Raw genomic sequence first — 23,364 nt, forward strand, 5'->3', positions numbered from 1 at the left:
AAGCGTCGGGCGGGCGGACCGACCAGTATTTCGCTCGCGCAGAACGGAATTGACCCAGGAAGCCACTCGATCTGCCGAATCCGGTGTGACCGGCATCACAACAGCCGCCGGTGTGTTCCGTGCCACACGAAGCGGTCAAATTCTCGCCTCGCTGTCGTAGGTTCTACCTACTGCACGCGTGTCTAACAACAGCCACGGAAGGGACGACGATGTTTGAACTCCTCGCCTTTGCAGCAGTCATAGTGGCCCTCACCGCGATCACCGGTCCGGCGTATCCGCAGACGTGGAAGCAGCGCTGGGGCAACAACTAGGGCCGGCTAGCGTCGGCGCGCAGTCATGTAGCGAATGACCTCGCTGCGGGTGAGGTTCATGTAGGCGCCGCGGCGCACGATCTCGTCGACGCCGTAGCCTTGCGCCTGAAGCGCCTGAACGAACTTCACCCGATTCGGCTGCGGCCGTCGCACGGTCGGCTTCCGGAACCGGACCTTGGGCACCTCGAAGTTCTGTGCGGGTCGTTCCCGCTTGACGACCACCGGGTCGCGGCGGTACTTGCCCTCGCGCATGTCCTTCAGCGCGCGCTCGCCCGCCGCGCCCTCCAGCACCACGTACTCCGGGTTGGTCTTGGTCTGGCCGATCTCGATCACGCGCAAGCCACGCGCGTTCGCCCGCACACATTCTCGCTTGGTGCAGTAGGTGAAGCCCATCTCGGCTCGCTCGGGAAGAATCGCCTCCCCGCACGTCACACAATTCATCGCGTAGTGACAAACGCACCGGGGGCCCGGCGAATTCCGAGCATGCGATAGGAATGGGGGGTGCCAGCGCCCACCATCCTTCTGTTGTCGACGTCCGACACGGACCTGATCACCGCGCGTTCCTGCGGTGCGCAGTATCGGTGGGCCAACCCGTCGCGGCTGGTCGAGGGGGAGCTGGCCGAACAGCTGACCGGTGCCGACCTCGTCGTCGTGCGCATCCTGGGCGGCTACCGGTCCTGGCAGGACGGCATCGACACCGTCGTGGGCAGCGGTGTGCCGACCGTCGTCGTCAGCGGTGAGCAGACCCCCGACGCAGATCTGATGGCTCACTCGACCGTCGCGGCGGGCGTGGCCCTGCAGGCCCACATCTATCTCGCGCAGGGCGGTGTGGAGAACCTGCGGCAGCTGCACGCGTTCCTGTGCGACACCGTGCTGATGACCGGGTTCGGGTTCGCGCCCCCGGTGCACATCCCCAGCTGGGGCGTGCTGGAGCGGGACGCCAAAGACACCGACGGGCCGACGGTCGCGGTGCTCTACTACCGGGCTCAACAGCTGGCGGGCAACACCGACTACGTCGAGGCGCTGTGTCACGCAATCGAAGACGCCGGCGGCCGGGCGCTGCCGGTGTACTGCGCGTCGCTGCGCGCCGCCGAACCGGACATGCTGGAGCTGCTGAAGACGGCCGACGCGATGGTGACCACCGTGCTGGCCGCGGGCGGAGCCGTTCCCGCCACCGTCTCCGCGGGTGGGGACGACGACACCTGGAACGTGGCACACCTTGCCGCACTGGACATTCCGATCCTGCAGGGGCTATGCCTGACCAGCTCGCGGTCGCAATGGTACGACTACGACGACGGGCTCAGCCCGCTTGATGTGGCCACGCAGGTCGCCGTGCCGGAGTTCGACGGGCGCATCATCACGGTTCCGTTCTCGTTCAAGGAGATTGACGACGAAGGACTGATCTCCTACGTCGCCGACCCGGAGCGTTGCGCGCGCGTCGCAGGCCTGGCGGTGCGACACGCCCGGCTTCGCGCCGTCGCCCCGCAGGACAAACGAATCGCGGTGGTGTTCTCGGCGTACCCGACCAAACACGCCCGCATCGGCAACGCCGTCGGATTGGACACCCCTGCAAGCGCTGTGGTGCTGCTGAGGGCCATGCGTGACGCCGGCTATGACATCGGCGACATACCGGGAGTCGACGCGCAGGACGGCGACGCGCTGATTCACGCCCTGATCGAACGCGGCGGCCAGGACCCCGACTGGCTCACCGAAGGCCAACTGAGCGGCAATCCAATCCGGGTGTCCGCCAACGACTATCGCGCGTGGTTCGCCACGCTGCCCGCCGAGCTCACCGAGGCGGTGGAAAAGCACTGGGGACCCGCTCCGGGAAACCTGTTCGTCGACCGGACGAACGACCCCGAAGGCGAGATCGTCATCGCCGCACTGCAGTCCGGCAATGTCGTGCTGATGGTGCAGCCGCCGCGCGGGTTCGGGGAGAACCCGGTCGCCATCTACCACGACCCCGACCTGCCGCCGAGCCATCACTATCTTGCGGCCTACCACTGGATCGACAAGTGGTTCGGCGCCGACGCCGTCGTGCACCTCGGCAAGCACGGCAACCTGGAGTGGCTGCCCGGCAAGACGCTGGGCATGTCGGCGGCGTGCGCGTCCGACGCCGCGCTGGGCAACCTGCCGCTGATCTATCCGTTCCTCGTCAACGACCCTGGGGAGGGCACGCAGGCCAAGCGACGGGCGCACGCCACGCTTGTCGATCACCTCATCCCGCCGATGGCCCGCGCCGAAACCTACGGCGACATCGCGCGTTTGGAGCAACTGCTCGACGAGCACGCCAACATCGCCGCGCTCGACCCCGGCAAGCTGCCCGCGATCCGCCAGCGGATCTGGACGCTGATACGCGCCGCCGAGATGGACCGCGACCTGGGCCTCGAGGAGCGCCCCGACGATGACTCGTTCGATGACATGCTGCTGCACGTCGACGGCTGGCTGTGCGAGATCAAGGACGTCCAGATCCGCGACGGCCTGCACATCCTGGGGCAAGCCCCGGCCGGCGAGGCCGAACTCGACCTGGTGCTCGCGATTCTGCGCGCCCGGCAGCTGTTCGGCGGCGATCAGACGGTGCCGGGCCTACGGCAGGCGCTCGGGCTGACCGAGGACGGCACCGACGACCGCGCCGCCGTCGACGAGGCCGAAACCCGTGCCCGCGCACTGCTTTCCGAGCTGCAGAAGTCGGACTGGGACCCGGCCGCGGTCGATGGTCTGACCGACAACCGCGACGTCGCGGCCATCCTGCGGTTCGCCACCACCGAGGTGGTGCCCCGGCTGAGGAAGACCGGGGGAGAGGTCGAGCAGATCCTGCGTGCTCTTGACGGCCGGTTCATCGCGGCGGGCCCGTCGGGTTCACCGCTGCGCGGACTGGTCAACGTGCTGCCCACCGGACGCAACTTCTACTCCGTCGACCCCAAGGCGGTGCCTTCGCGGCTGGCGTGGGAGACCGGCAGCGCGATGGCCGACTCGCTGCTGGAGCGCTACCGCAAGGACTACGGCCGCTGGCCGCAATCGGTCGGCCTTTCGGTGTGGGGCACCTCGGCCATGCGCACGGCCGGCGACGACATCGCCGAAGTGCTTGCCCTGCTTGGTGTTCGGCCGATATGGGATGAAGCTTCCCGTCGCGTCGTCGACCTAGAACCGATCTCGCTCGCCGAACTTAAAAGACCCCGCATCGACGTCACCGTGCGGATCTCGGGGTTCTTCCGCGACGCCTTCCCGCACGTGGTCACCATGCTCGACGACGCGGTGCAACTGGTCGCCGACCTCGACGAGCCCGCCGACCAGAACTATGTGCGGGCCCACGCCGACGCCGACCTTGCCGAACACGGCGACCGACGCCGCGCCACCACAAGGGTTTTCGGTTCCAAGCCCGGCACGTACGGCGCCGGACTTCTGCAGTTGATCGACAGCCGCAACTGGCGCGACGACGCCGACCTCGCCGAGGTGTACACCGCATGGGGCGGCTTCGCCTACGGCCGCGGACTGGACGGTGCGCCCGCCGCCGACGACATGAGCCGCCAGTACCGGCGAATCGCCGTGGCGGCCAAGAACACCGATACCCGCGAACACGACATCGCCGACTCCGACGACTACTTCCAGTACCACGGCGGCATGGTCGCCACCGTGCGCGCGTTGACCGGGCAGGAGCCCGCGGCCTACATCGGCGACAACACCCGACCCGACGCCGTGCGCACCCGCACGCTGTCGGAGGAGACCACGCGGGTGTTCCGGGCGCGGGTCGTCAACCCGCGCTGGATGACCGCGATGCGGCGGCACGGCTACAAGGGCGCCTTCGAGATGGCCGCCACCGTCGACTACCTGTTCGGTTACGACGCCACCGCGGGTGTGATGGCCGACTGGATGTACGAGCAGCTGACGCAGGCCTACGTGCTCGACGACGAGAACCGCAAGTTCATGGCCGAGTCCAACCCGTGGGCGCTGCACGGCATGGCCGAACGGCTGCTCGAGGCGGCCGACCGGGGAATGTGGGCCCAACCGGAGGCGGAAACCCTCGACGGGCTGCGCCAGGTGCTGCTGGAAACCGAGGGCCACCTGGAAGGCTGACGCACGCTACCTTGAAGCCGTGCCTGTCACCTTCGCCGACGTCGCCAAGAGCGAATACATTCTGCTGACCACCTTCACCAAGGACGGGCGGCCGAAGCCCACCGCGATCTGGGCCGCGCCCGACGGCGACGGCCTGGTGGCGATCACGCAGGAGAAGTCGTGGAAGGTCAAGCGCATCCGCAACACCCCTCGCGTGACCATCGCGGTGTGCGACCGCAGGGGAAACCCGAAAAGCGAGGCCGTCGAAGCCGTCGCCACGATCCTCGACAAATCCGCGAACGGCGCCACCTACGACGCCATCGGCAAGCGCTACGGGTTGCTGGGCAAAACCTTCAACGTCTTCTCGAAGCTGCGCGGCGGCATGAAGAACAACGTTTCGTTTCACCTGAAACCGGTGAACTGAAGGGGTATGGCACCGACCTTCACCGACGTCTACCGGGAGAAGTACCTGCTGCTCACCACGTTCACCAAGGACGGCAAGCCCAAGCCGACGACGGTGTGGGGTGTGCCCGAGGGCGACAAGCTGCTGATCATCACCGACGACGGATCATGGAAGACCAAGCGGATCAACAACACGCCGCGGGTGACCATCCAGAAAGCCGGCGCGCTCGGCAAGCCGAAGGGTGAGCCGGTCGAGGCGACCGCGCGGATGTTGCCGGACCGCGAGACGCGGCGGGTGTTCGACAAGATCGTCAGGCGCTACTGGCATCACGCGTGGTACTTCATCCCGCAGGCCCTCCTGCGCGGCGGCGTCAACAAGGTGCACGCCGCGATCGAAGTCACCGCCGCAGGCTAGCCGACGCCGGAACCCCACGGCAGGCCCACACGTTGGCAGACTATGGCGATGCGGCTGTTCCTGATCTACCTGGTCGTCGAGCTGGCGGCGGTCGTGGCGCTGATCTCCACGATCGGGTTCGGCTGGACGGTGCTTGTCCTGCTGGCCACCTCAGTGCTGGGCTTCGTATTGGCCGGTTCGCAGATCAAACGTCATCTTCGCCGTCTGCAGACCGGGCTTGCCACGCCGCAGGGCGCGATCACCGACAGTGCGCTTGTGGCGCTTGGCACCGTGCTGGTGTTCGTTCCCGGCCTGGTGACCACGGCAGCCGGGCTGCTGCTGCTCCTTCCGCCGACCCGCGCTGCCGCCCGCCCGGTGCTGACCGCCATGGCCGTGCGCCGCATGCCGGTGATCACCGTCGCGACCGCCGCCGCAGGCCGCGCCGCCCGCACCCGCGACCGCGGGGACTACATCGACGGTGAAGTGGTCGACGTCGTCGACGTCACGCCTCGCGAGTTGCCCCGCCATCCGGACTGACTTGACCACGCTGCTTCACCGCGGCCGGATCCATAGTCCGGCGATGCCGGACGCCACCGCGATGGCCGTCCGCGACGGCACCGTCGTCTGGCTCGGCAGCGACGACGTCGGCCGCGCGCAATTCCCCGACGCCGAGACCGTCGACCTCGACGGCGCGTTCGTCGCGCCCGCGTTCGTCGACAGCCATGTGCACGTGACCGCGACCGGACTGATGCTCGCCGGCCTGGACTTGCGGGCGGCCACCTCGCTGCGCCACTGCCTGCAACTCGTCGCCGAATACGCCCGCACCCATCCCGAAGGTCCGATCTGGGGCCACGGCTGGGACGAGTCCGGTTGGCCAGAAGCGACGGCGCCGAGCACCGACGACCTCGACCGGGTCGTCGGCGACCGGCCCGCCTACCTCGCCCGCGTCGACGTGCACTCGGCCGCGGCGTCCACCGCACTGCGCCGGCTCGCTCCGGATCTCGCCAATGCCAACGGCTTTCACCCGCACCACCCGCTGACCGCCGACGCGCACCATCTGGTCCGCGCCGCAGCCCGCGACCGGCTCACCCGGGATCAACGCGCCCAGGCGCGTACGGCCGCCCTCGACGAGGCCGCCGCCAACGGCATCGTCGCCGTCCACGAATGCGCGGGCCCGCAGATCGGCGGCCTCGACGACTGGCGCGAACTGCGGGCCACCCGCCACGGAGTCGAGGTCATCGGCTACTGGGGCGAAGCCGTCGCCGACCGCAACCAAGCCGAAGCACTGATCGCCGGAACCGGCGCTCGCGGCCTGGCGGGGGACCTGTTCGTCGACGGCGCCATCGGGTCACGCACCGCCTGGCTGCGCCGGCCCTACGCCGACGCGCCCGAATGCTGCGGCAACTGCTATCTCGACGCCGACGCCATCACCGCGCATCTGCAGGCCTGCACCGAGGCGGGCATTCCGGCCGGCTTCCACGTCATCGGCGACGCCGCGGTCACAACCGTCGTCGACGCGCTGCAACGGGTTGTCGACCGGCTCGGCACCCCCGCCGTCGCGCGCTGCGGGCACCGCCTCGAACACCTCGAGATGGTGACGCCCGAGCAGGCCGCCCGGCTCGGCGCCTGGGGCGTCATCGCCAGCATGCAACCCAACTTCGACGCGCTGTGGGGCGGCAAGGACGGCATGTATGCCCAGCGTCTGGGCCCGGACCGAGCCGGCGGGCTCAACCCGTTCGCGCTGTTAGCATCCCAAGGCGTGCCTCTCGCCTTCGGCTCCGATTCCCCGGTCACCAGCATGAACCCATGGGAAAGCGTGCGGGCGGCCGCCCGGCACCACACCCAGGAATCTGCGGTGTCCGTGCGGGCCGCCTTCACCGCGGCCACCAAGGGCGCCTGGCGCGCGAGCGGCGTGCGGGACGGCGTCACCGGAACCCTGGTCCCCGGCGCGCCCGCCTCCTACGCGATCTGGGAGACCGACGAACTGGTGGTCAGCGCCCCCGACAACGCGGTGCAACGCTGGTCGACCGACCCGCGTTCGCGGGTGCCGGCCCTGCCGCGGCTGGAGGCCGACGACCGGCTGCCGCGCTGCCGCCAGACCGTGCACCGAGGTGTCGTCATCCATGGCTAAACGCGTCGCGCACCGCGATTGGGGCCGCGCGAACGATGACACCGACACGTTCGCGGCGTTCACCGAACCGGTCGACGAGTGGGACACCGACGACGAGGCCGTCGACGAGCCGGCAGCCAAGCGGGAGGTGCCCGCATGGCTCAGGCGGTTCGGCGAGGCCGTCGTTGCCCGGCTGCCGCGGATGGGCGCCGCGATCACCGGCGGACTGCTGCTGTGTCTGAGCTTCCCGCCGTTTTCTTGGTGGTACACGGCGATCCTGGCGTTCGCCCTGCTGGCCTGGGCGCTGACCCGCGACACCACCACACGCGTCGGCGGCTTCGGCTACGGCTTCCTGTTCGGTGCGGCGTTCTACATTCCGCTGCTGCCGTGGACCGGCGTCATGGTCGGGGTGCTGCCGTGGCTGGCGCTCGCGCTGGTGCAGGCGCTGTTTCCCGCCGCGTTCGGCCTGCTCGCTGTCGTGGTGCGGACTCTGCCCGGCTGGCCGGTCTGGTTCGCGGGCCTCTGGGCGTTGTCGGAATGGGCCAAGTCCACTGTGCCGTTCGGCGGATTCCCTTGGGGTGTGGTCGGTTTCGGCCAAACCGACGGTCCGCTGCTGGCGCTGGCCCAAGTGGGTGGCGCACCGCTGGTGTCGTTCGCGGTGACCCTGCTCGGGTTCAGCTTCGCCGCGATGGTCTTCGAAGTCGTCGATTGGTGGCGCCGCGGCGACGACAGGCGACCGCCCGGCGTCGTGCTGCCCGGCGCAGCCATTTGCGTGGTGCTGATCGGCACCGCCGCCATCTCGCCCGGCGTGCGGCATTCCGGTGCGGGCGCCGACGACGAACCGTCGGTCAACGTCGCCGCCGTGCAGGGCAACGTGCCGAAGCTGGGCCTGGACTTCAACGCGCAGCGCCGCGCGGTGCTCGACAACCACGTGCGCGAGACGATCAGGCTGGCCGAGGACGTGCGCGCCGGGCGGGCGCCGCAGCCGCTGTTCGTGATCTGGCCGGAGAACTCGTCGGATATCAGCCCGCTGGACAACCAGGACGCCGCCGACCAGATCTCGGTCGCCGCGCAGGCGATCAAGGCGCCGATCCTGGTGGGCGGCGTGCTCACGGCGCCGGAGTACACCCCCGACAACCCGGTGTCGACGAACTCGGTCATCGTGTGGGATCCCAAAACCGGCCCCGGCGACCGGCACGACAAACAGATCGTCCAGCCGTTCGGCGAATACCTGCCGTGGCGCAGCTTCTTCAAGCACCTCTCGCCGTACGCCGATCGTGCCGGATACTTCGTGCCCGGTACCGGCACCGGCGTGGTGACGGCGGCGGGCGTGCCCATCGGCGTGGCGACCTGCTGGGAGGTGATCTTCGACCGGGCGCCGCGCGAGTCCGTCCTCAACGGCGCCCAGCTGCTGACCGTGCCGAGCAACAACGCCACGTTCAACGAGTCGATGAGCGTTCAGCAGCTGGCGTTCGGACGGCTGCGCGCCGTCGAGCACAACCGCTTCGTGATCGTTGCCGGTACCACCGGGATCAGCGCGGTCATCGCGCCCGACGGCAGGGTGCTGGGCCGCACCGACTTCTTCGAACCGGCCTACCTGGACATGCCGATCCGGCTGAAGACGCAGCTCACGGCCGCCACGCGGTGGGAGCCGATCGTGCAGGGCGTGCTGGTGGCGATCGGGATTGCCGCCGTGGTCGGGGCGGTATTGCAGAATGGGAGGTTCGTGCGTAGTCGCCGCCCGGTGACCAACGCCGCCGGTCAAGACACGCCACCCGCCGAGGGCGGCACCGAAAGAGGAACCACATGAGCGGCCCTGGGTCTGACGAACGCCCGAGTCAGCGGACTCTGGTGATCATCCCTACCTACAACGAGCGGGAGAATTTGCCGCTGATCGTCGCCAGGGTGCATGCCGCCCGTCCCGACGTGCACGTTCTGATTGTCGACGACGGCAGCCCGGACGGCACCGGGCAGCTCGCCGATGAGCTGGCGCTGGCCGACCCGGACCGGGTGCACGTCATGCACCGCACCAGCAAGGACGGCTTGGGCGCGGCCTACCTGGCGGGTTTCGCCTGGGGGCTGGGCCGCGAGTACTCCGTTCTGGTGGAAATGGACGCCGACGGCAGCCACGCACCCGAGGAGCTGTACCGCCTGCTGGACGCCATCGACGGCGGCGCCGACGTGGCGATCGGCTCGCGATATGTCCCCGGCGGGGCGATCCGCAACTGGCCGCGGCGCCGGTTCGCGCTGTCCAAGACGGCCAACACGTATGCCCGCGTGCTGCTCGGGGTGAACGTGCACGACATCACCGCTGGTTACCGGGCCTACCGGCGCGAAGTGCTGGAGAAACTCGATCTGGCCGCCGTCGACTCCAAGGGGTACTGCTTCCAGATCGATCTGACGTGGCGCGCCATCAACAACGGCTTCGTGGTCGTCGAGGTCCCGATCACCTTCACCGAGCGTGAGCTGGGGGTTTCGAAGATGAGCGGGTCCAACATCCGCGAAGCGATGTTCAAGGTCGCAGAGTGGGGTATCCGCGGGCGCCTGGATCGCGCCCGCGGTATCGTCCGCTAGTCAATCGAGCGCTCGTTCAAACGCGCTCGGATGAACAGATAGTCAGCTGCCGCTGCCGCGACGCTTCGCCTTGATGATCTCCAGCCGCTCCTTGAGCAGCTCCTCGAGTTCCTCGATCGAACGCCGCTCGAGAAGCATGTCCCAGTGCGTCCGCGGCGGCTTCGTCTTCTTGGGCTCGGGCACATCGCCCTCGATGAGGGTGCCTTCCATGCCGTTGCGGCACAACCAGGTGCCGGGGATCTCGGCGTCGTCGGCGAACGGGACTTCGAACACCTCGCCGTTCTCAGTGCGGTAGCGGGCGACCTGACGCGGCGCCAGGTCGTGGTTGCGGTCGGTCTCGTAGCTCACGGCTCCGAGGCGACTGCCTCTCAACACCCGATCAGCCATTCGTCAACACTCCTCAAATCATTTGGTCCGGATAAACAACGCAGCACTGATCCACGTAGTTCCCGACTCAGCCGTTGATGATACCGGGATCTGCGGCTTCGGCGGTTTACAGTCGGTTCCCGTGGAGTCCGCGATACGAACACGTCGACGTCCTCAATCCTGCCGTTGGTGCGGCCGCGAAGTCGCCGACACGGGCTTGGGCAGGCGCCGCCAATACTGCAGGCAGTCGTGTCGGCAGCGGGCCTACGAGCAGCGCGCCCAGGTGAAGGGCACCTCGCTGGCGCCCGACGCGGTGGTGCTCAGCGCCGACGAGGCCGCCGAACTCGCCGACCGGGTGTATCAGGTCAGATGCGCGGCCGAAGACGTCGCCACTGCCATCGACGAAGGCGCAGACCCCGCCGAACTGCGCGATTTGTGCGACGCTCTAATGCGCGCGGCCAAGGCGGCCGACGGCTGGAGGTAGGGGGCATGTCGAGGTGTGGCGCTTCGACCAGTTCGTGCTGGACCCCCAACGCTACGAACTGCGTGACGGGGACAAGGTGGTTCGCGTCGAACCGCAGGTATTCGACGTTCTGATCCAACTTGTCAAAAACCACGAACGCTGCGTCACCAAGGGAGAACTGTTCGACTCGGTGTGGGGCGGGCGGTTCGTCGGCGAGGCGGCGCTGACGAGTCGCATCAAGGCGGCCAGGCGCGCACTCGGCGACGACGGCGAATCCCAGCGCTACATCAGGACGGTTCGCGGACGCGGCTACCAGTTCGTCGGGCCCGTCGTCGGCGACGCGCCCACCATCGCGCTGCCCGTGGAGGAAGCTCCGGTCGAGCCGCCACCGCCGCGGCAGCACATCGCCTTCTGCCGCGCCGCCGACGGGGTGCGGCTGGCCTACGCCGTGGTCGGGGAGGGCCCACCGCTGGTGCGGGCCGCCAACTGGATGACCCATCTGGGCTACGACATCGAAAGCCCGGTGTGGCGGCACTGGGTGCGTGACCTTTCGCAGCGGCACACCTTCATCCGCTACGACGAGCGCGGTTGCGGGCTATCCGATTGGAATGCAAGCGATTTCAGCTTCGATGATTGGGTGAGTGATCTGGAGTCCGTCGTCGAGGCGTTAGGCCTCGAGCGCTTCCCGTTGCTCGGCGTGTCGCAGGGCGGCGCCGTCGCGGTCGCGTACGCGGCCCGCCACCCCGAACGCGTCACCAAGCTCGTGCTGTGCAGCGCGTACGCCCGCGGCCGAGGGGCCAGGGCGGTCAGCGACGAGGAAAGGCGCGCGGCCGCACTCGATCTCGACCTGGCGCGGGTCGGGTGGGGCCGCGACGATCCGGCGTTCCGGCAGGTGTTCGCCGCGCAGTTTCTGCCCGACGGCACCAGGGCCGACTGGGATGCCTTCGATCAACTACAGCGCCGCACCACGTCGCCGGAGAACGCGGTGCGCTTCCTGGAGGAGTTCGCCCGCATCGACGTGCGGGAGGAGGCCAGTCACCTCACCTGCCCCACGCTGATCATGCATTCCCGCGACGACCACCGTCAGCCGCTGCGTTTCGGCGAGGAACTCGCCTCGCTGATTCCGAATTCGCGGCTGGTGGCCCTTAGCAGTAATAACCATCTGCTGACCGCGACCGAACCGGCATGGCCTGTCTTCTGCGAAGAGCTGGAGGCGTTCCTGGCGGACTGACCCGCAGCCGTCGCCCGATCTCCACAGAATCTCCACAGATTCTTCATGTGCGGCTGGCAGCGGACATCCATCCTGATCACATGAAAAAGTTGATCCGCATCCTGCTACTGAGCGTTGTCGCTCTGCTCGCCTTCGGCGCCCTGTCGGCGTGCTCGAGCGGCACCTCCACCGAGTCCACGGAGACCACCGAGTCTCCTCAGGCGTCGCCCACGACGACCGAGACGTCGGCCGCTCCCGCCGAGGCGACCGCCGCACCGTTCCCGCAGTCGGCCAAGTACATCGCGGACACGAAATCGGCCGAAGGGCAACCGATGGTCATCGGCATCGCTGTGGACGGCGCCGATGTCGCTGCCTACGCCTGTAACGGCGTCGACGATGAGGCCTGGTTCTTCGGCACGCAGAACGACGGCAAGATCGACATCAAGTCGCGGTTCCGGGACACCCTCACGGCCGAGTTCAACGGGACCGACGTCGTCGGCGACGTCGTCATGAACGGCATCACGTACAAGTTCTCCGCTCCGTCGGTGCCTGCCCCGGCCGGCATGTACACCGCCGAATTGGAAGGCGTTCGGGCGTCCTGGGTGGTCCGTCCCGACGGCAGCGCGACCGGCGTGCAGTTCAACGGCGGTGTCAGCGGCCGTGACTTCGAGCAGGCCGAGCTGCAGCAGTTGAACGACCAGCAGTTCCGCAACAGCGTGCGCAACAAGCGCATTCTGCAGCAGGCACAGCAGATCGAACTGCTGGCCAACCGCTCGGCACGGTCGACCATCAACGGCCACGAAGTGACGCCGATCCTCGTCAACGGCAACTTCCGGTTGTGACCGCCGTTACATAACGGCGCCGCAACAGCCCTGCGGCAGTGAGTGTTTCGGACTCATTGCGGCGGGGCTGTTCCTTTGCACTCATCGAGAATTCAAACCTTCACCGGTGTTGCGCCGCTGCGTAACGTCGAGCCACCGTGATGACACCGACCGAGCTGGCCGCCGCCCCAGCCCTTCCCGCGCGGCGCAGCGATCGCAAATGGGCCCTGATCCGATGGGCCTCGCCGCTGGTGCTACTTGCCGTCTGGCAGCTGGGTAGCGCACTGCGACTCATCCCGCAGGATGCGCTGCCGGCGCCTTCGCTGATCATCGAGGCAGGCATCGAACTCATCGGAAACGGGCAGCTCGCCGACGCGCTTGGCGTCTCCGGCCTCCGGGTCATCGAGGGACTGCTGCTCGGCGGCATCGTCGGCGTCGCACTCGGAACCGCTGTCGGTCTGTCAAGGTGGCTTGAGGCCACCGTCGACCCGCCGATGCAGATGGTGCGCGCGTTACCGCACCTCGGCCTGATACCGCTGTTCATCTTGTGGTTCGGCATCGGTGAACTGCCGAAGGTGCTTCTCGTCGCGTTGGGCGTGAGTTTTCCGCTGTACCTCAACACGTTCTCGGCGATCCGCCAGGTCGACCCGAAACTGTTCGAAACCGCTGCGGTGCTTGGTTTTTCGTTCTGGCAACGGTTCCGCACCATCATCGTGCCCAGCTCCGCGCCACAGGTACTGGTCGGCTTGCGGCAATCGCTGGCCATCGCGTGGCTGACGTTGATCGTCGCCGAACAGATCAACGCGGACAAGGGAATCGGCTTCCTGATCAACAACGCGCGCGACTTTCTGCGCATCGACATCATCATCTTCGGCCTGATCGTGTACGCGCTGCTCGGAATCGGCACCGATGCCATCGTCCGCGCACTCGAACGACGGGCATTGAGGTATCGCACATGACCATGCTGTCCGATCGCGAGACCACCCTCGCCGGCGAGCTGCGCGGCGTCAACAAGTGGTACGGGTCCCGTCACGTGCTCACCGATGTCTCGCTGCGCGTCGATCGCGGCGAAATCGTCGCGCTCATCGGCAGGAGCGGCTCCGGCAAGTCCACCATCTTGCGGGTGTTCGCCGGACTGTCCGACGACCACACCGGCGAGCGCACTGTCGTCGGTCCGCCCGCACTGGCATTCCAGGAGCCGCGGCTGTTTCCGTGGCGCGACGTGCGCACCAACGTCGTCTACGGCCTCAACCGCAGTAAGCGCAGCCAAGGCGAGGCCATCGCGCGTGCCGAACGGGCACTGGCCGACGTGGGGCTGGTCGACCGGGCCACGGCTTGGCCTGTGACGTTGTCGGGCGGTCAGGCGCAACGGGTTTCGCTCGCGCGGGCCCTGGTCGCCGAACCCGAGCTGCTGCTGCTGGACGAGCCGTTCGGAGCGCTCGACGCACTGACCCGGCTTTCGATGCGCAGCCTGTTGCTGGACCTGTGGCGCGAACACGGGTTCGGTGTGCTGCTTGTGACACACGATGTCGACGAGGCCATCGCGCTCGCCGATCGCGTTCTCGTGCTCGACGAAGGCCGCGTGGCCTACACCCTGACCATCGACGAGCCCAGAGTTGAGGCGTCCGCGCGAACGGAGCGGCGCCGCGCCGACCTGCTCGACAAACTCGGTGTCCGCATCTGACGACGACGCCCCGAAAACTCACCTTGGAAAGGACTGCCTAAATGTCGGTTACCCGGTGGCCGTTGGTGTTTCACGTCGTCATTCTCGCTGTGGTTGTCGGGCTGCTGGCCGGCTGTGTCTCGCGTGAGGACAGCGCTGGGGCGAAGGAGGCACCCGCGACCGTCCCGCTGTCCGAATTGGCCGGGCTGACACTGCAAGTTGGTGACCAGAAGGGTGGCACCGAGGCGCTGCTGCGTTCCGCGGGCGCGCTCGACAACCTGCCCTACAAGATCGCGTTTTCCACCTTCACCTCCGGACCCCCGCAGATCGAGGCCGCAACGGCAGGCAAGATCGACTTCGCGATCACGGGCAACACCCCGCCGATCTTCGGCGCCGCCTCCAACGCGAAGGTGAAGGTCGTTTCGGCTTACGACGGAAGTGGTCGCGGCGACCGGATCCTCGTCCACGCCGATTCGCCGATCCGCGAGGTGGCCGATCTGCGCGGCAAGCGCGTCGCCGTCGCCAAGGGCAGCTCCGCGCACGGCAACCTGTTGGCGCAGCTGCACCGCGTCGGGCTCTCACCGTCCGATGTCCAGCTGGTGTTCCTGCAGCCCGCCGACGCGCTGTCGGCGTTCACGCAGCGGCGGGCCGACGCCTGGGCGATCTGGGACCCGTACACCGCCCAAGCCGAAGCCGACATCGCTGTGCGCACCATCGCGGAGGCGACGGGCGTGACGAACGGCGCCGGCTTCGGCATCGCATCCGACGAGGCGCTGGCCGACCCGAAGCGCAACACCGCGTTGTCGGATCTGCTTGTCCGCTACGCCAAGGCGGTGCGCTGGGCGAAGGACCATCCCGACGATTGGGCGGCCAAATACGCCACCGAGGTCGGCCTCGATCCGAAGGTGGGCGCGGCGGCACAGGGCAGAAGCCTGCGCCTGCCGACCGCGTTGTCCGACCAACTGATCGGCTCCGAACAAGAACTCGCCGACCTGTTCGCCGAATCCGGCCAGATCGCCGCAGCCCCCCAATTCGACAAGTGGGTCGACCGTCGCTTCAGCGACACGCTCAACCCGCTGCTGATCGACCGCTAGGAGCAACATGTCCGCGCGATTCTTCTGGTTCCTGCCCACCAGCGGCGACAGCCGCTCGATCGTCGGCGCCTCGCACGCGTCGGCGCATCACACCGTGCCTGCGAATTATCGCGCGCCCACTCGGCGGTACCTCGCCGAGGTGGCCCGCGCCGCTGACCGGCTCGGCTACGAAGGCGTGCTGACGCCGACCGGCACCTGGTGCGAGGACGCGTGGCTCACCGCATCGGCCCTGCTGGCCGAGACCGAACGACTGAAGTTCCTCGTCGCGTTCCGTCCCGGCCTTGTGCCGCCGACGCTGGCCGCGCAGCAGACCGCCACACTGCAACGGTTCTCGGAGGGCCGGGTGCTGCTGAACATCGTCACCGGCGGCGACGACGTCGAACAGCGCCGGTTCGGGGACTGGTTGAGCCACGACGAGCGGTACGCCCGCACCGCGGAGTTCCTGCACATCGTCAAGTCGACGTGGACGCAGGAGTCCGTCGACTTCGAGGGCGAGCACTACAACGTCAAGGACGCCCGGGTCTCCGAACCGCCAAACCCGTTGCCGCAGATCTACTTCGGCGGTTCCTCGGCGGCTGCGCTTCCGGTCGCCGCCGAGCATGTCGACGTCTACCTGACCTGGGGCGAACCGCCCCAGGCGGCCGCCGCCAAGATCGAGAAGGTGCGGGCGCTGGCGGCCGCGCGCGGGCGCACCGTGCGGTTCGGGATCCGGCTGCACACCATCAGCCGCGACACCTCAGCGGCCGCATGGGCGGTCGCCGACGACATGGTCGCCGAGTTGAGCGAGGAGCAGATCGCCGAAGCCACTGCGCTGCATGCCAAGTCGGAGTCCGAGGGGCAACGCCGGATGACCGCGCTGCACGGCGGACGCACCGACAAACTCGAGATCTACCCCAACCTGTGGGCCGGCGTCGGGTTGATCCGCGGCGGGGCCGGTACCGCGCTGGTCGGCAGCCACGAGGAGGTCGCCAATCTGATCCACGAGTACCACTCGCTGGGGTTCGACGAGTTCATCCTGTCCGGATACCCGCATCTCGAGGAGGCCTACTGGTTCGCCGAGGGCGTGCTGCCGATCCTGCGCGACAAAGGTATCGCGGGCTTGCCGGACGCCGCGTAATCCGTTCAGCAGCTGTACTTTTCGCCGATATCGGCGGGCGGTGTCACCTTCTGCAGGCATCCGAACGGCACGACACCCGCCTCGCTGAACCGCGCGGCGCTCTGGTGGGCGTAGTTGACGCAGTACAAGCCGGCCGGATCGGACCGGCAGCGGTAGTCGCCGAACGACAGCGCGGCGCCGTGCGGCAGTTCGGGGCCGGTGCCGTTGATGAACCGGCCGGGATCGCCGTGCACGGACCCGACTTCGATGCTGGGTCCTGGGAAATCCACCCAGTTGCCTTTCCACTGCCCGTAGATGTCGGGCGGCTGTAGCGGGGGGATCGCCAGATCGACCAGGCAGGCCAGCGCCCCGCCGAAGTGCTGCGAATCCGTCATGCAGTTGGCCTTGCCGGACGGCGTGGTGAACGCGACGTCGTCGCCCAGGTCTGTGGTGGCGCCGTCGCGGGTGGCGGTGTGATACCGCGTGACGTCGGCGGCCTGGCCTGCCTCGATGAAGGCGATGACGTCGGCGATCTCGGCGCCGGGTTCGGGCGGCCGAAGCGCGGCCGTGGTCGTCGGCGAGGTCGGGCGCGACGTCGCCGACGTCGTCGTGCCCTGCGGGGCCGGCAGCGCGGAGTCGGACTGCTCGGACTGCCCGGTTTTTCCCGCAGAACAGCCTCCGACCAGCACAGAAGCCGCGATCAGCAGCGCAATTCGCATATCGGCCAGGTTAGCGGCCCGTGCGGCGGCCACTGTCGAGGCGCGGCCGGGCGCCGCCATTCGATACCGTCGATTCATGCACGAACGCGTCGTCCGCGCGACGATCGATTCCGGTACGGTCGAGGGCTTCACCCGCGATGGCGTGCACCGATGGCGCTCGATTCCGTTCGCGCAGCCGCCCGTGGGCCCGCTGCGGTTCCGTGCGCCGCAGCCCGTGCAGCCGTGGCCGGGAGTTCGCTACTGCCACTCGTTCGCCAACTGCGCGCCGCAGCAGCGCATGTACACCGCGCTGGGCTTGGGTAAGTACCAGTCGATGGGCGAGGACTGCCTGACGCTCAACGTCACCACGCCCGAGCACCGCCCCGATGAGCCCATGCCGGTCATGGTGTTCATCCACGGCGGCGGCTACATCCTGGGCAGCTCGGCGACGCCCATCTATGACGGCGCCGCATTGGCGCGCAAGGGCTGTGTGTACGTGTCGGTGAACTACCGGCTCGGAGCGCTGGGCTGCCTCGACCTCTCGTCGCTGTCCACCCGCGAGGTCACGATCGAGGACAACCTGTTCCTGCGCGACCTTGTCATGGCGCTGCGGTGGGTGCGCGACAACATCGCGGTGTTCGGCGGCGACCCGGACCGCGTGACCATCTTCGGTGAGAGCGCCGGCGCCCAGGCCGTCGCGACCCTGCTCGCGGTGCCCGCGGCGAAAGGTCTGTTCGCGCATGCCATCTCGGAGAGCCCGGCCAGCGGAATGGTGGGCCCGCCCGAGCTGCGCGCCGAATACGCCGAACAGTTCGCCGCGCAGCTCGGAGTGGCCAGGAACGAGGCCGCGCAGGCGTTGCTGACAGCGCGACCCGCCGACCTCGTCAACGCGCTCGACGAGCTGATCAAACGGTCCCAGAACAACATGCTGGGCGCGTTCGCGGTGGGCCCCACCAGCGGCACCGAATACCTACCGCTAGGCCCCGTCGAGGCCATGCGGGCAGGCAGAGCGCATCGCCTGCCCCTGATCATCGGCTCCAACGCCCACGAGGGCAGGCTGTTCACGCGCTGGCTGAAGCTGCTGCCGACCCACCCATCGATGATCGAACGCCTGCTCGGCCACCTCGAACCCGAGCACCGGGAGCGGATCACCGCCGCCTATCCGGGCTACCCGGACGCCGACGCGTGCGTGCGCCTGGGCGGCGACTTCGCGTTCGGGACGGCGGCGTGGGAGATCGCCGAGGCGCATAGCCTGCACGCGCCCACCTACCGGTACCGCTACGACTACGCACCGCGCACGCTGCACTGGTCGGGCCTTGGCGCCACCCATGCCACCGAACTGTTCGCCGTCTTCGACGTCTACCGCACACGGTTCGGTTCTCTGCTCACCGCGGCCGCCGACGGCCGAAGCGCGCGCCGCGTCAGCGATGACGTCCAGACGCGGTGGCGCGAGTTCAGCCGCACCGGCGTGCCCGGCGGCGACTGGCCCGCTTACAACCACGCCGACCGCGCCGTGATGATCTTCGACCGCAAGCCGCGCATCGAGCACGACCCGCATTCCGAGCGTCGACAGGCGTGGCAGAGTTTCTCGCTGGCGGCGCGCTAGCAGAACCGCCTGCACGGCATGCGGCGATGTGATTGCGTTAGCCCGTGCATCACCCATTGGACCCGCTGTCGGCCGACGAGTTCACGGCGGTAACGGCCATTCTGGGACGCGAGCGCGGGGTGCGCCCCGCCGACGGCGACGACCTCGGCTGGCGGATCGCCTCGGTGGCGCTGCTCGAACCGACGAAGACCGAGTTGGCCGAGTTCGACGCGGGTGGGCCGACGCCTGCGCGGCGCGCCGAGGTGATCTGCCTGCAGCGCGCCACCAACACCACCTACAAGGGTGTGGTGTCGCTGTCCGACGACCGCGTCGAGTCCTTCGACCACATTCCCGGCGTGCAGGCCAACTTCACCGTCGACGAGTTCCTCGAGTGCGACGAACTGGTGCGCAAACATCCCGACTTCATCGCGGCCCTGGCCAAACGCGGCATCACCGATATGGACCTGGTGTTCGTCGACACCTGGACCTACGGCGATGCGGTGGCCCCGCCGGAGTACCGCGACCGTCGGCTCGGCTGGACGGACACCTGGCGCAAGGGCGGCCCCGGCCAGAATCCGTACGCCCACTTCGTCAGCGGGCTGCACTGCGTCATCGACGTCAACGCGATGGAGGTGCTGCGGGTCGAGGACAACGGCGGCGTCGACGAGCCCGACGTCATGGGCGAGTACGTGCCACGACACATCCCGGAGCGCATCCGTGCGGCGTCGCGGCGCGAGCCGCTCAAGCCGCTGCACCTCACCCAGCCGGAAGGGGTGTCGTTCCGGCTCGACGGCAACCTACTGGAGTGGCAGAACTGGTCGCTGCGGATCGGCTTCAACCATCGCGAGGGCATGACCCTGCACACCATTTCCTACCGCGACGGTGAGCGCAACCGTTCGGTGGCGCACCGCATTTCGCTGGCCGAGATGATCGTGCCCTACCGCGACCCGTCCGAGGACCACTACCGGCGCACGGCATTCGACATCGGGGAGTGGGGCCTTGGCTTCATGACGACGTCGCTCGAGCTGGGCTGCGACTGCCTCGGCGAGATCCGCTACCTGGATGCGGTGCTGCACAACAGCAAGGGCGAGCCCTACACCATCAGCAACGCCATCTGCATCCACGAGGAGGACAACGCCGTGCTGTGGAAGCACGTCGACCATGACGCCGGTGCCGAGGTGCGGCGCATGCGCAGGCTGACGATCTCCTTCCACGTCACCGTCGCCAACTACGAATACCTCGTCTACTGGCGGCTCTACCAGGACGGCAACATCGAGTGCGAGACCCGCGCCACCGGCCTCATGGTCACCACGCCGGTCGCGGAGGGGCGGCCGCACCCGAACGGAACGCTGGTCGACGGACACACGTATGCGCCGTTCCACCAACACTTCCTGGTGGCCCGGCTCGACATGGATGTCGACGGCACCGACAACACCGTCGTCATGTCGGAGTCATACGCCGAGCCGATCGGCGCGGACAACCCCTACGGTCTGTCGCTGGTGCTGCATGACGTACCGTTACGGACCGAAAGCGAAGGCAAGCAGGACGTCAACTTCGCAACGCAACGGTCGTGGAAAGTGGTGAACACCAACGTCGTCAACGGTCTCGGCACGCATCCGGCCTACAAGCTGGTGCCCGGCGGTGCCATCCCGATGATGCTCGACACCGCCTCACCGGTGTTCCAGCGCGCCAACGTCATCGGCCACACCCTGTGGGTGACCCCGAACCACCCCGACGAGCGTTGGCCCGCAGGGGAGTTCGTCAATCAGTCGGCCAGGGACGCCGGGCTGGGCGAATGGACGAAGGCCGATCGCCGTATCGAGAACACCGACGTCGTGCTGTGGTACGTGTTCGGTATCCATCACATCACCCGGCCCGAGGACTGGCCGGTGATGCCGGTCGACGTGGTGTCGTTCTGGCTCAAGCCCTTCGGTTTCTTCGACCGCAACCCGGCGCTCGACGTCGTCGGCACACCACCTGACACCTGCCATACGGAGAGCACAAGTGCCGGACACTAGATTGCAGCGGCCCGACGACCTGACCGCGGAGTGGCTGACCGCTGCGATCGGTGCGGGCACCGTCGAACGCTTCACCACCGAGCGCATCGGCACCGGCCAGATGAGCGAGTGCTACCGGGTCACGCTGAGCTACGCCGACGGACCGACCGGGCCAACTTCGGTGGTGCTCAAGGTCGCCGCGAGCGATCCCGTCAGCCGGCAGACGGGACTGGCGCTCGGCCTCTACGAACGTGAGGTGCGGTTCTACTCCGACATCGCGCCCGGCCTCGGCGGCCCCGTCGCGCCGTGCTACGACGCGGCATTCGACGGCGAGACCGGCGTCTTCCATTTGCTGCTTGGCGATGCGGGTCCCGCCGTCGTCGGTGACGAAATCCGCGGCGCCACAGTCGAACAGGCGATGCTGGCGATGGCCGAGCTGGGCCGGCTGCACGGCCAGCTGCTCGGCGACACCGCGCTGGCCGACGCGGCGTGGCTGAACCGCGAAGCGCCGCTGAACCAGGCGCTGATCACGCAGCTGTACGCGGGCTTCGTCGAACGCTACGGCGAATCCATCGCACCCGAGCACCGCCAGGTGTGCGAGCGACTGGTCGCGGCCTTCGACGACTACCTCGCCCAGGAGGCCGCCGACGAGCGCATGCACGGCCTGGTGCACGGGGACTACCGGCTCGACAACATGCTGTTCGGCCAGCCCGGCGCCGACCGCCCACTGACCGTCGTGGACTGGCAGACCGTCACCTGGGGGCCGGCGATGACCGACGTCGCCTACTTCCTCGGCTGCGCGCTGGCCGACGACGTGCGCCGCGACAACTACACCGCGCTGCTGGATGCCTACCACCGCGCGCTGGGACCCGACGCCGCGGTGGACATCGCCGATGTCACCGAAGGCGTTCGCAGACAGGCCTTCTTCGGCGTGATGATGGCGATCGTGTCCTCGATGCTCGTGGAGCGCACCGGGCGCGGCGACGAGATGTTCATGACGATGCTGCGCCGGCACTGCCAGCACGTGCTCGACACCGATGCGCTGGCGACGCTGCCCGAACCCGTTGCGCCCGCACCACTGCAGCCGGACGCCGCCGACGAAGGTGCCCACCAATCGGGTGCCGAGGCGCTGTGGAGCGAGAGCTGGTACGCCGACTTCGTCGACGATGGCCAAAACATCGGCGGCTGGTTCCGGCTGGGCCTGATGCCGAACCAACAGACGGCGTGGATCAACGCGATGCTGTGCGGGCCCGGCCTTCCCACGATCGCCGTCAACGACTTCGAGGTGACCCTGCCCGACGACCCGTTCACCGTTCGCACCGACGACGTCGAACTCACCCACTCCGCAACGGAACCGCTGCAAAGCTACCGCGTCACCGTGCGCGGTCGCGGCCAGGCCTACGACGACCCGGCGGCCTTGTTGCGGGGCGAATCCGGCAGGCCGGTCGACGTCGCCATGGATCTGCACTGGACGACCGCCGGCACCCCGTACCTGTACCGACTGACACCGCGCTACGAGATTCCCTGCACGGTGTCGGGCAGCGTCACGTTCGACGGCTCAACGGTGGAACTGAACGCCGTGCCGGGCCAGCGCGACCACTCCTGGGGAGTGCGGGACTGGTGGGGCATGGACTGGGTGTGGAGCGCGCTGCACCTGCAGGACGGAACCCACCTGCACGGCGTCGACATCCGCATCCCCGGCTCACCGCCCCTGGGCGTCGGATACATCCAGCCGCCGGACGGCACCTTGATCGAGCTGCAGACCGTATCGGCACAGGAAACGTTCGGCGACAAAGGGTTACCCGTATCCACCGAGCTGAAGCTGAACCCGGGCGGTGTCGCGGCGACCGTGCAGATCAAGGGGCACGCGCCGGTGTTGCTCACCGCCGCCGACGGCAGGGTGAGCCACTTCCCGCGCGCCTGGGCCACGGTGAGCACTGCCGACGGCCGCACCGGTGTCGGCTGGCTGGAGTGGAACCGCAACCTGCGATGACTGTCGGCAAATCGGTTGCCCTGTTCGTACTCGCCGCGCTGCTCGAGATCGGCGGCGCCTGGCTTGTGTGGCAGGGTGTGCGCGAGCATCGCGGCTGGCTGTGGGTCGGGGTGGGTGCGGTGTCGCTCGGGGTGTACGGGTTCGTCGCCGCGTTCCAGCCGGAGAACCATTTCGGCCGCGTGCTGGCCGCCTACGGAGGCGTGTTCATCGTCGGCTCATTGCTGTGGGGCATGGTGGCCGACGGTTTCCGGCCGGACCGCTGGGACGTCGCGGGCGCGCTGATCTGCCTAATCGGCGTCGCTGTCATCATGTATGCCCCGCGTTAGTGTCAACCTTTCATCGTCGGTCCGCCTGTTGTACGCGAACAGCGCCGCTGCGCCCGAGGATGCCGCAAAAATACCTGCGGCGACGCCGAACTCGATCAGTCGATCGACGATCAACATGAGGGCGGCGTAGGCGCCGGCCAGCACGGCGACGAAACGGGCAAGTGTGTGTCGACGTGTCACGGTCCTGATCCGTCGGGCTCGATCGAAC

The 23,364-nt window shown here is 68.1% G+C and carries 21 protein-coding genes; 18 read left to right on the forward strand and 3 right to left on the reverse strand.

From position 1 onward, the window contains the following. Positions 1-317: 317 nt before the first annotated feature. Positions 318-743, reverse strand: a complete 426-nt coding sequence (locus CQY20_RS19740) for a hypothetical protein (RefSeq protein ID WP_133119090.1) — start codon at positions 741-743, stop codon at positions 318-320. Between the two features lie 69 nt (positions 744-812). Between CQY20_RS19740 and cobN the strand changes: the two genes are divergently transcribed. Genes cobN through CQY20_RS19775 form a run of 7 tightly spaced genes read left to right on the forward strand, consistent with a single transcriptional unit; the run spans position 813 to position 9,844 of the window. Next, positions 813-4,385 carry a cobaltochelatase subunit CobN gene (cobN, locus tag CQY20_RS19745; RefSeq protein WP_097941782.1) on the forward strand — a complete coding sequence of 1,191 codons (3,573 nt, stop codon included), beginning with the start codon at positions 813-815 and terminating at the stop codon, positions 4,383-4,385. Between the two features lie 19 nt (positions 4,386-4,404). Beyond that, entirely contained in the window at positions 4,405-4,788 is a 384-nt protein-coding gene (locus CQY20_RS19750) for a PPOX class F420-dependent oxidoreductase (protein ID WP_097941783.1), read from the forward strand. Positions 4,789-4,794: 6 nt separating this feature from the next. Continuing rightward, positions 4,795-5,181, forward strand: coding sequence for a PPOX class F420-dependent oxidoreductase (locus tag CQY20_RS19755; RefSeq protein ID WP_097941784.1), 387 nt, complete (start codon positions 4,795-4,797; stop codon positions 5,179-5,181). Between the two features lie 42 nt (positions 5,182-5,223). Next, complete coding sequence (locus tag CQY20_RS19760; protein WP_174814780.1) at positions 5,224-5,697, forward strand: FxsA family protein; 474 nt, start codon at positions 5,224-5,226, stop codon at positions 5,695-5,697. Position 5,698: 1 nt separating this feature from the next. Beyond that, positions 5,699-7,291, forward strand: a complete 1,593-nt coding sequence (locus CQY20_RS19765; RefSeq protein WP_097941785.1) for an amidohydrolase — start codon at positions 5,699-5,701, stop codon at positions 7,289-7,291. Beyond that, positions 7,284-9,080: an apolipoprotein N-acyltransferase gene (gene lnt / locus CQY20_RS19770; RefSeq protein WP_097941786.1), complete on the forward strand. Its 1,797-nt coding sequence runs from the start codon at positions 7,284-7,286 to the stop codon at positions 9,078-9,080. Before CQY20_RS19765 ends, lnt begins: the two co-directional genes overlap by 8 nt. Then, complete coding sequence (locus tag CQY20_RS19775) at positions 9,077-9,844, forward strand: polyprenol monophosphomannose synthase (protein WP_097941787.1); 768 nt, start codon at positions 9,077-9,079, stop codon at positions 9,842-9,844. Before lnt ends, CQY20_RS19775 begins: the two co-directional genes overlap by 4 nt. Positions 9,845-9,886: 42 nt before the next feature. Here the strand turns inward: CQY20_RS19775 and CQY20_RS19780 are convergent, their stop codons facing one another. Further along, positions 9,887-10,231: an RNA polymerase-binding protein RbpA gene (locus tag CQY20_RS19780; RefSeq protein WP_097941788.1), complete on the reverse strand. Its 345-nt coding sequence runs from the start codon at positions 10,229-10,231 to the stop codon at positions 9,887-9,889. 133 nt (positions 10,232-10,364) lie between these two features. Here CQY20_RS19780 and CQY20_RS19785 point away from each other — a divergent pair, with 133 nt between their 5' ends. From CQY20_RS19785 to CQY20_RS19815, 7 genes are all read left to right on the forward strand, one after another. Continuing rightward, complete coding sequence (locus CQY20_RS19785) at positions 10,365-10,694, forward strand: hypothetical protein (RefSeq protein WP_097941813.1); 330 nt, start codon at positions 10,365-10,367, stop codon at positions 10,692-10,694. Positions 10,695-10,707: 13 nt separating this feature from the next. Then, positions 10,708-11,904: an alpha/beta hydrolase gene (locus tag CQY20_RS19790; RefSeq protein WP_097941789.1), complete on the forward strand. Its 1,197-nt coding sequence runs from the start codon at positions 10,708-10,710 to the stop codon at positions 11,902-11,904. An 80-nt stretch (positions 11,905-11,984) separates the two neighbouring features. Then, complete coding sequence (locus CQY20_RS19795) at positions 11,985-12,725, forward strand: hypothetical protein (RefSeq protein WP_097941814.1); 741 nt, start codon at positions 11,985-11,987, stop codon at positions 12,723-12,725. 140 nt (positions 12,726-12,865) lie between these two features. Then, on the forward strand, positions 12,866-13,663 hold the full coding sequence (locus CQY20_RS19800) for an ABC transporter permease (protein ID WP_097941790.1): 798 nt from the start codon (positions 12,866-12,868) through the stop codon (positions 13,661-13,663). Next, positions 13,660-14,388 (forward strand): ABC transporter ATP-binding protein, encoded by a 729-nt coding sequence (locus CQY20_RS19805; protein WP_097941791.1) that lies wholly within the window; start codon positions 13,660-13,662, stop codon positions 14,386-14,388. The genes CQY20_RS19800 and CQY20_RS19805 overlap by 4 nt, the downstream gene beginning before the upstream one ends. A 41-nt stretch (positions 14,389-14,429) precedes the next feature. After that, positions 14,430-15,461: an ABC transporter substrate-binding protein gene (locus CQY20_RS19810; protein WP_097941792.1), complete on the forward strand. Its 1,032-nt coding sequence runs from the start codon at positions 14,430-14,432 to the stop codon at positions 15,459-15,461. Between the two features lie 7 nt (positions 15,462-15,468). After that, a complete protein-coding gene (locus CQY20_RS19815; RefSeq protein ID WP_097941793.1) occupies positions 15,469-16,578 on the forward strand; it encodes an LLM class flavin-dependent oxidoreductase in 1,110 nt (369 codons plus the stop codon). A gap of 5 nt (positions 16,579-16,583) precedes the next feature. Here CQY20_RS19815 and CQY20_RS19820 read toward each other — a convergent pair whose 3' ends face one another. Continuing rightward, positions 16,584-17,276, reverse strand: a complete 693-nt coding sequence (locus CQY20_RS19820) for a hypothetical protein (RefSeq protein ID WP_097941815.1) — start codon at positions 17,274-17,276, stop codon at positions 16,584-16,586. 76 nt (positions 17,277-17,352) lie between these two features. Between CQY20_RS19820 and CQY20_RS19825 the strand changes: the two genes are divergently transcribed. From CQY20_RS19825 to CQY20_RS19840, 4 genes are read left to right on the forward strand one after another with little or no spacing between them, the layout of a single operon-like run. Beyond that, on the forward strand, positions 17,353-18,861 hold the full coding sequence (locus CQY20_RS19825) for a carboxylesterase/lipase family protein (protein WP_097941794.1): 1,509 nt from the start codon (positions 17,353-17,355) through the stop codon (positions 18,859-18,861). A 44-nt stretch (positions 18,862-18,905) separates the two neighbouring features. Then, the gene (locus CQY20_RS19830; RefSeq protein ID WP_097941795.1) at positions 18,906-20,858 is read left to right on the forward strand and encodes a primary-amine oxidase; all 1,953 of its coding nucleotides are present in this window, start codon (positions 18,906-18,908) and stop codon (positions 20,856-20,858) included. Beyond that, positions 20,845-22,830, forward strand: coding sequence for a DUF7064 domain-containing protein (locus CQY20_RS19835; protein WP_097941796.1), 1,986 nt, complete (start codon positions 20,845-20,847; stop codon positions 22,828-22,830). The genes CQY20_RS19830 and CQY20_RS19835 overlap by 14 nt, the downstream gene beginning before the upstream one ends. Then, positions 22,827-23,156, forward strand: coding sequence for a YnfA family protein (locus CQY20_RS19840; protein ID WP_097941797.1), 330 nt, complete (start codon positions 22,827-22,829; stop codon positions 23,154-23,156). The genes CQY20_RS19835 and CQY20_RS19840 overlap by 4 nt, the downstream gene beginning before the upstream one ends. The last annotated feature ends 208 nt before the right edge of the window (positions 23,157-23,364 follow it).

Origin of the sequence: Mycolicibacterium agri, assembly GCF_002553505.1 — a bacterium.
Lineage (GTDB): Bacteria > Actinomycetota > Actinomycetes > Mycobacteriales > Mycobacteriaceae > Mycobacterium > Mycobacterium agri.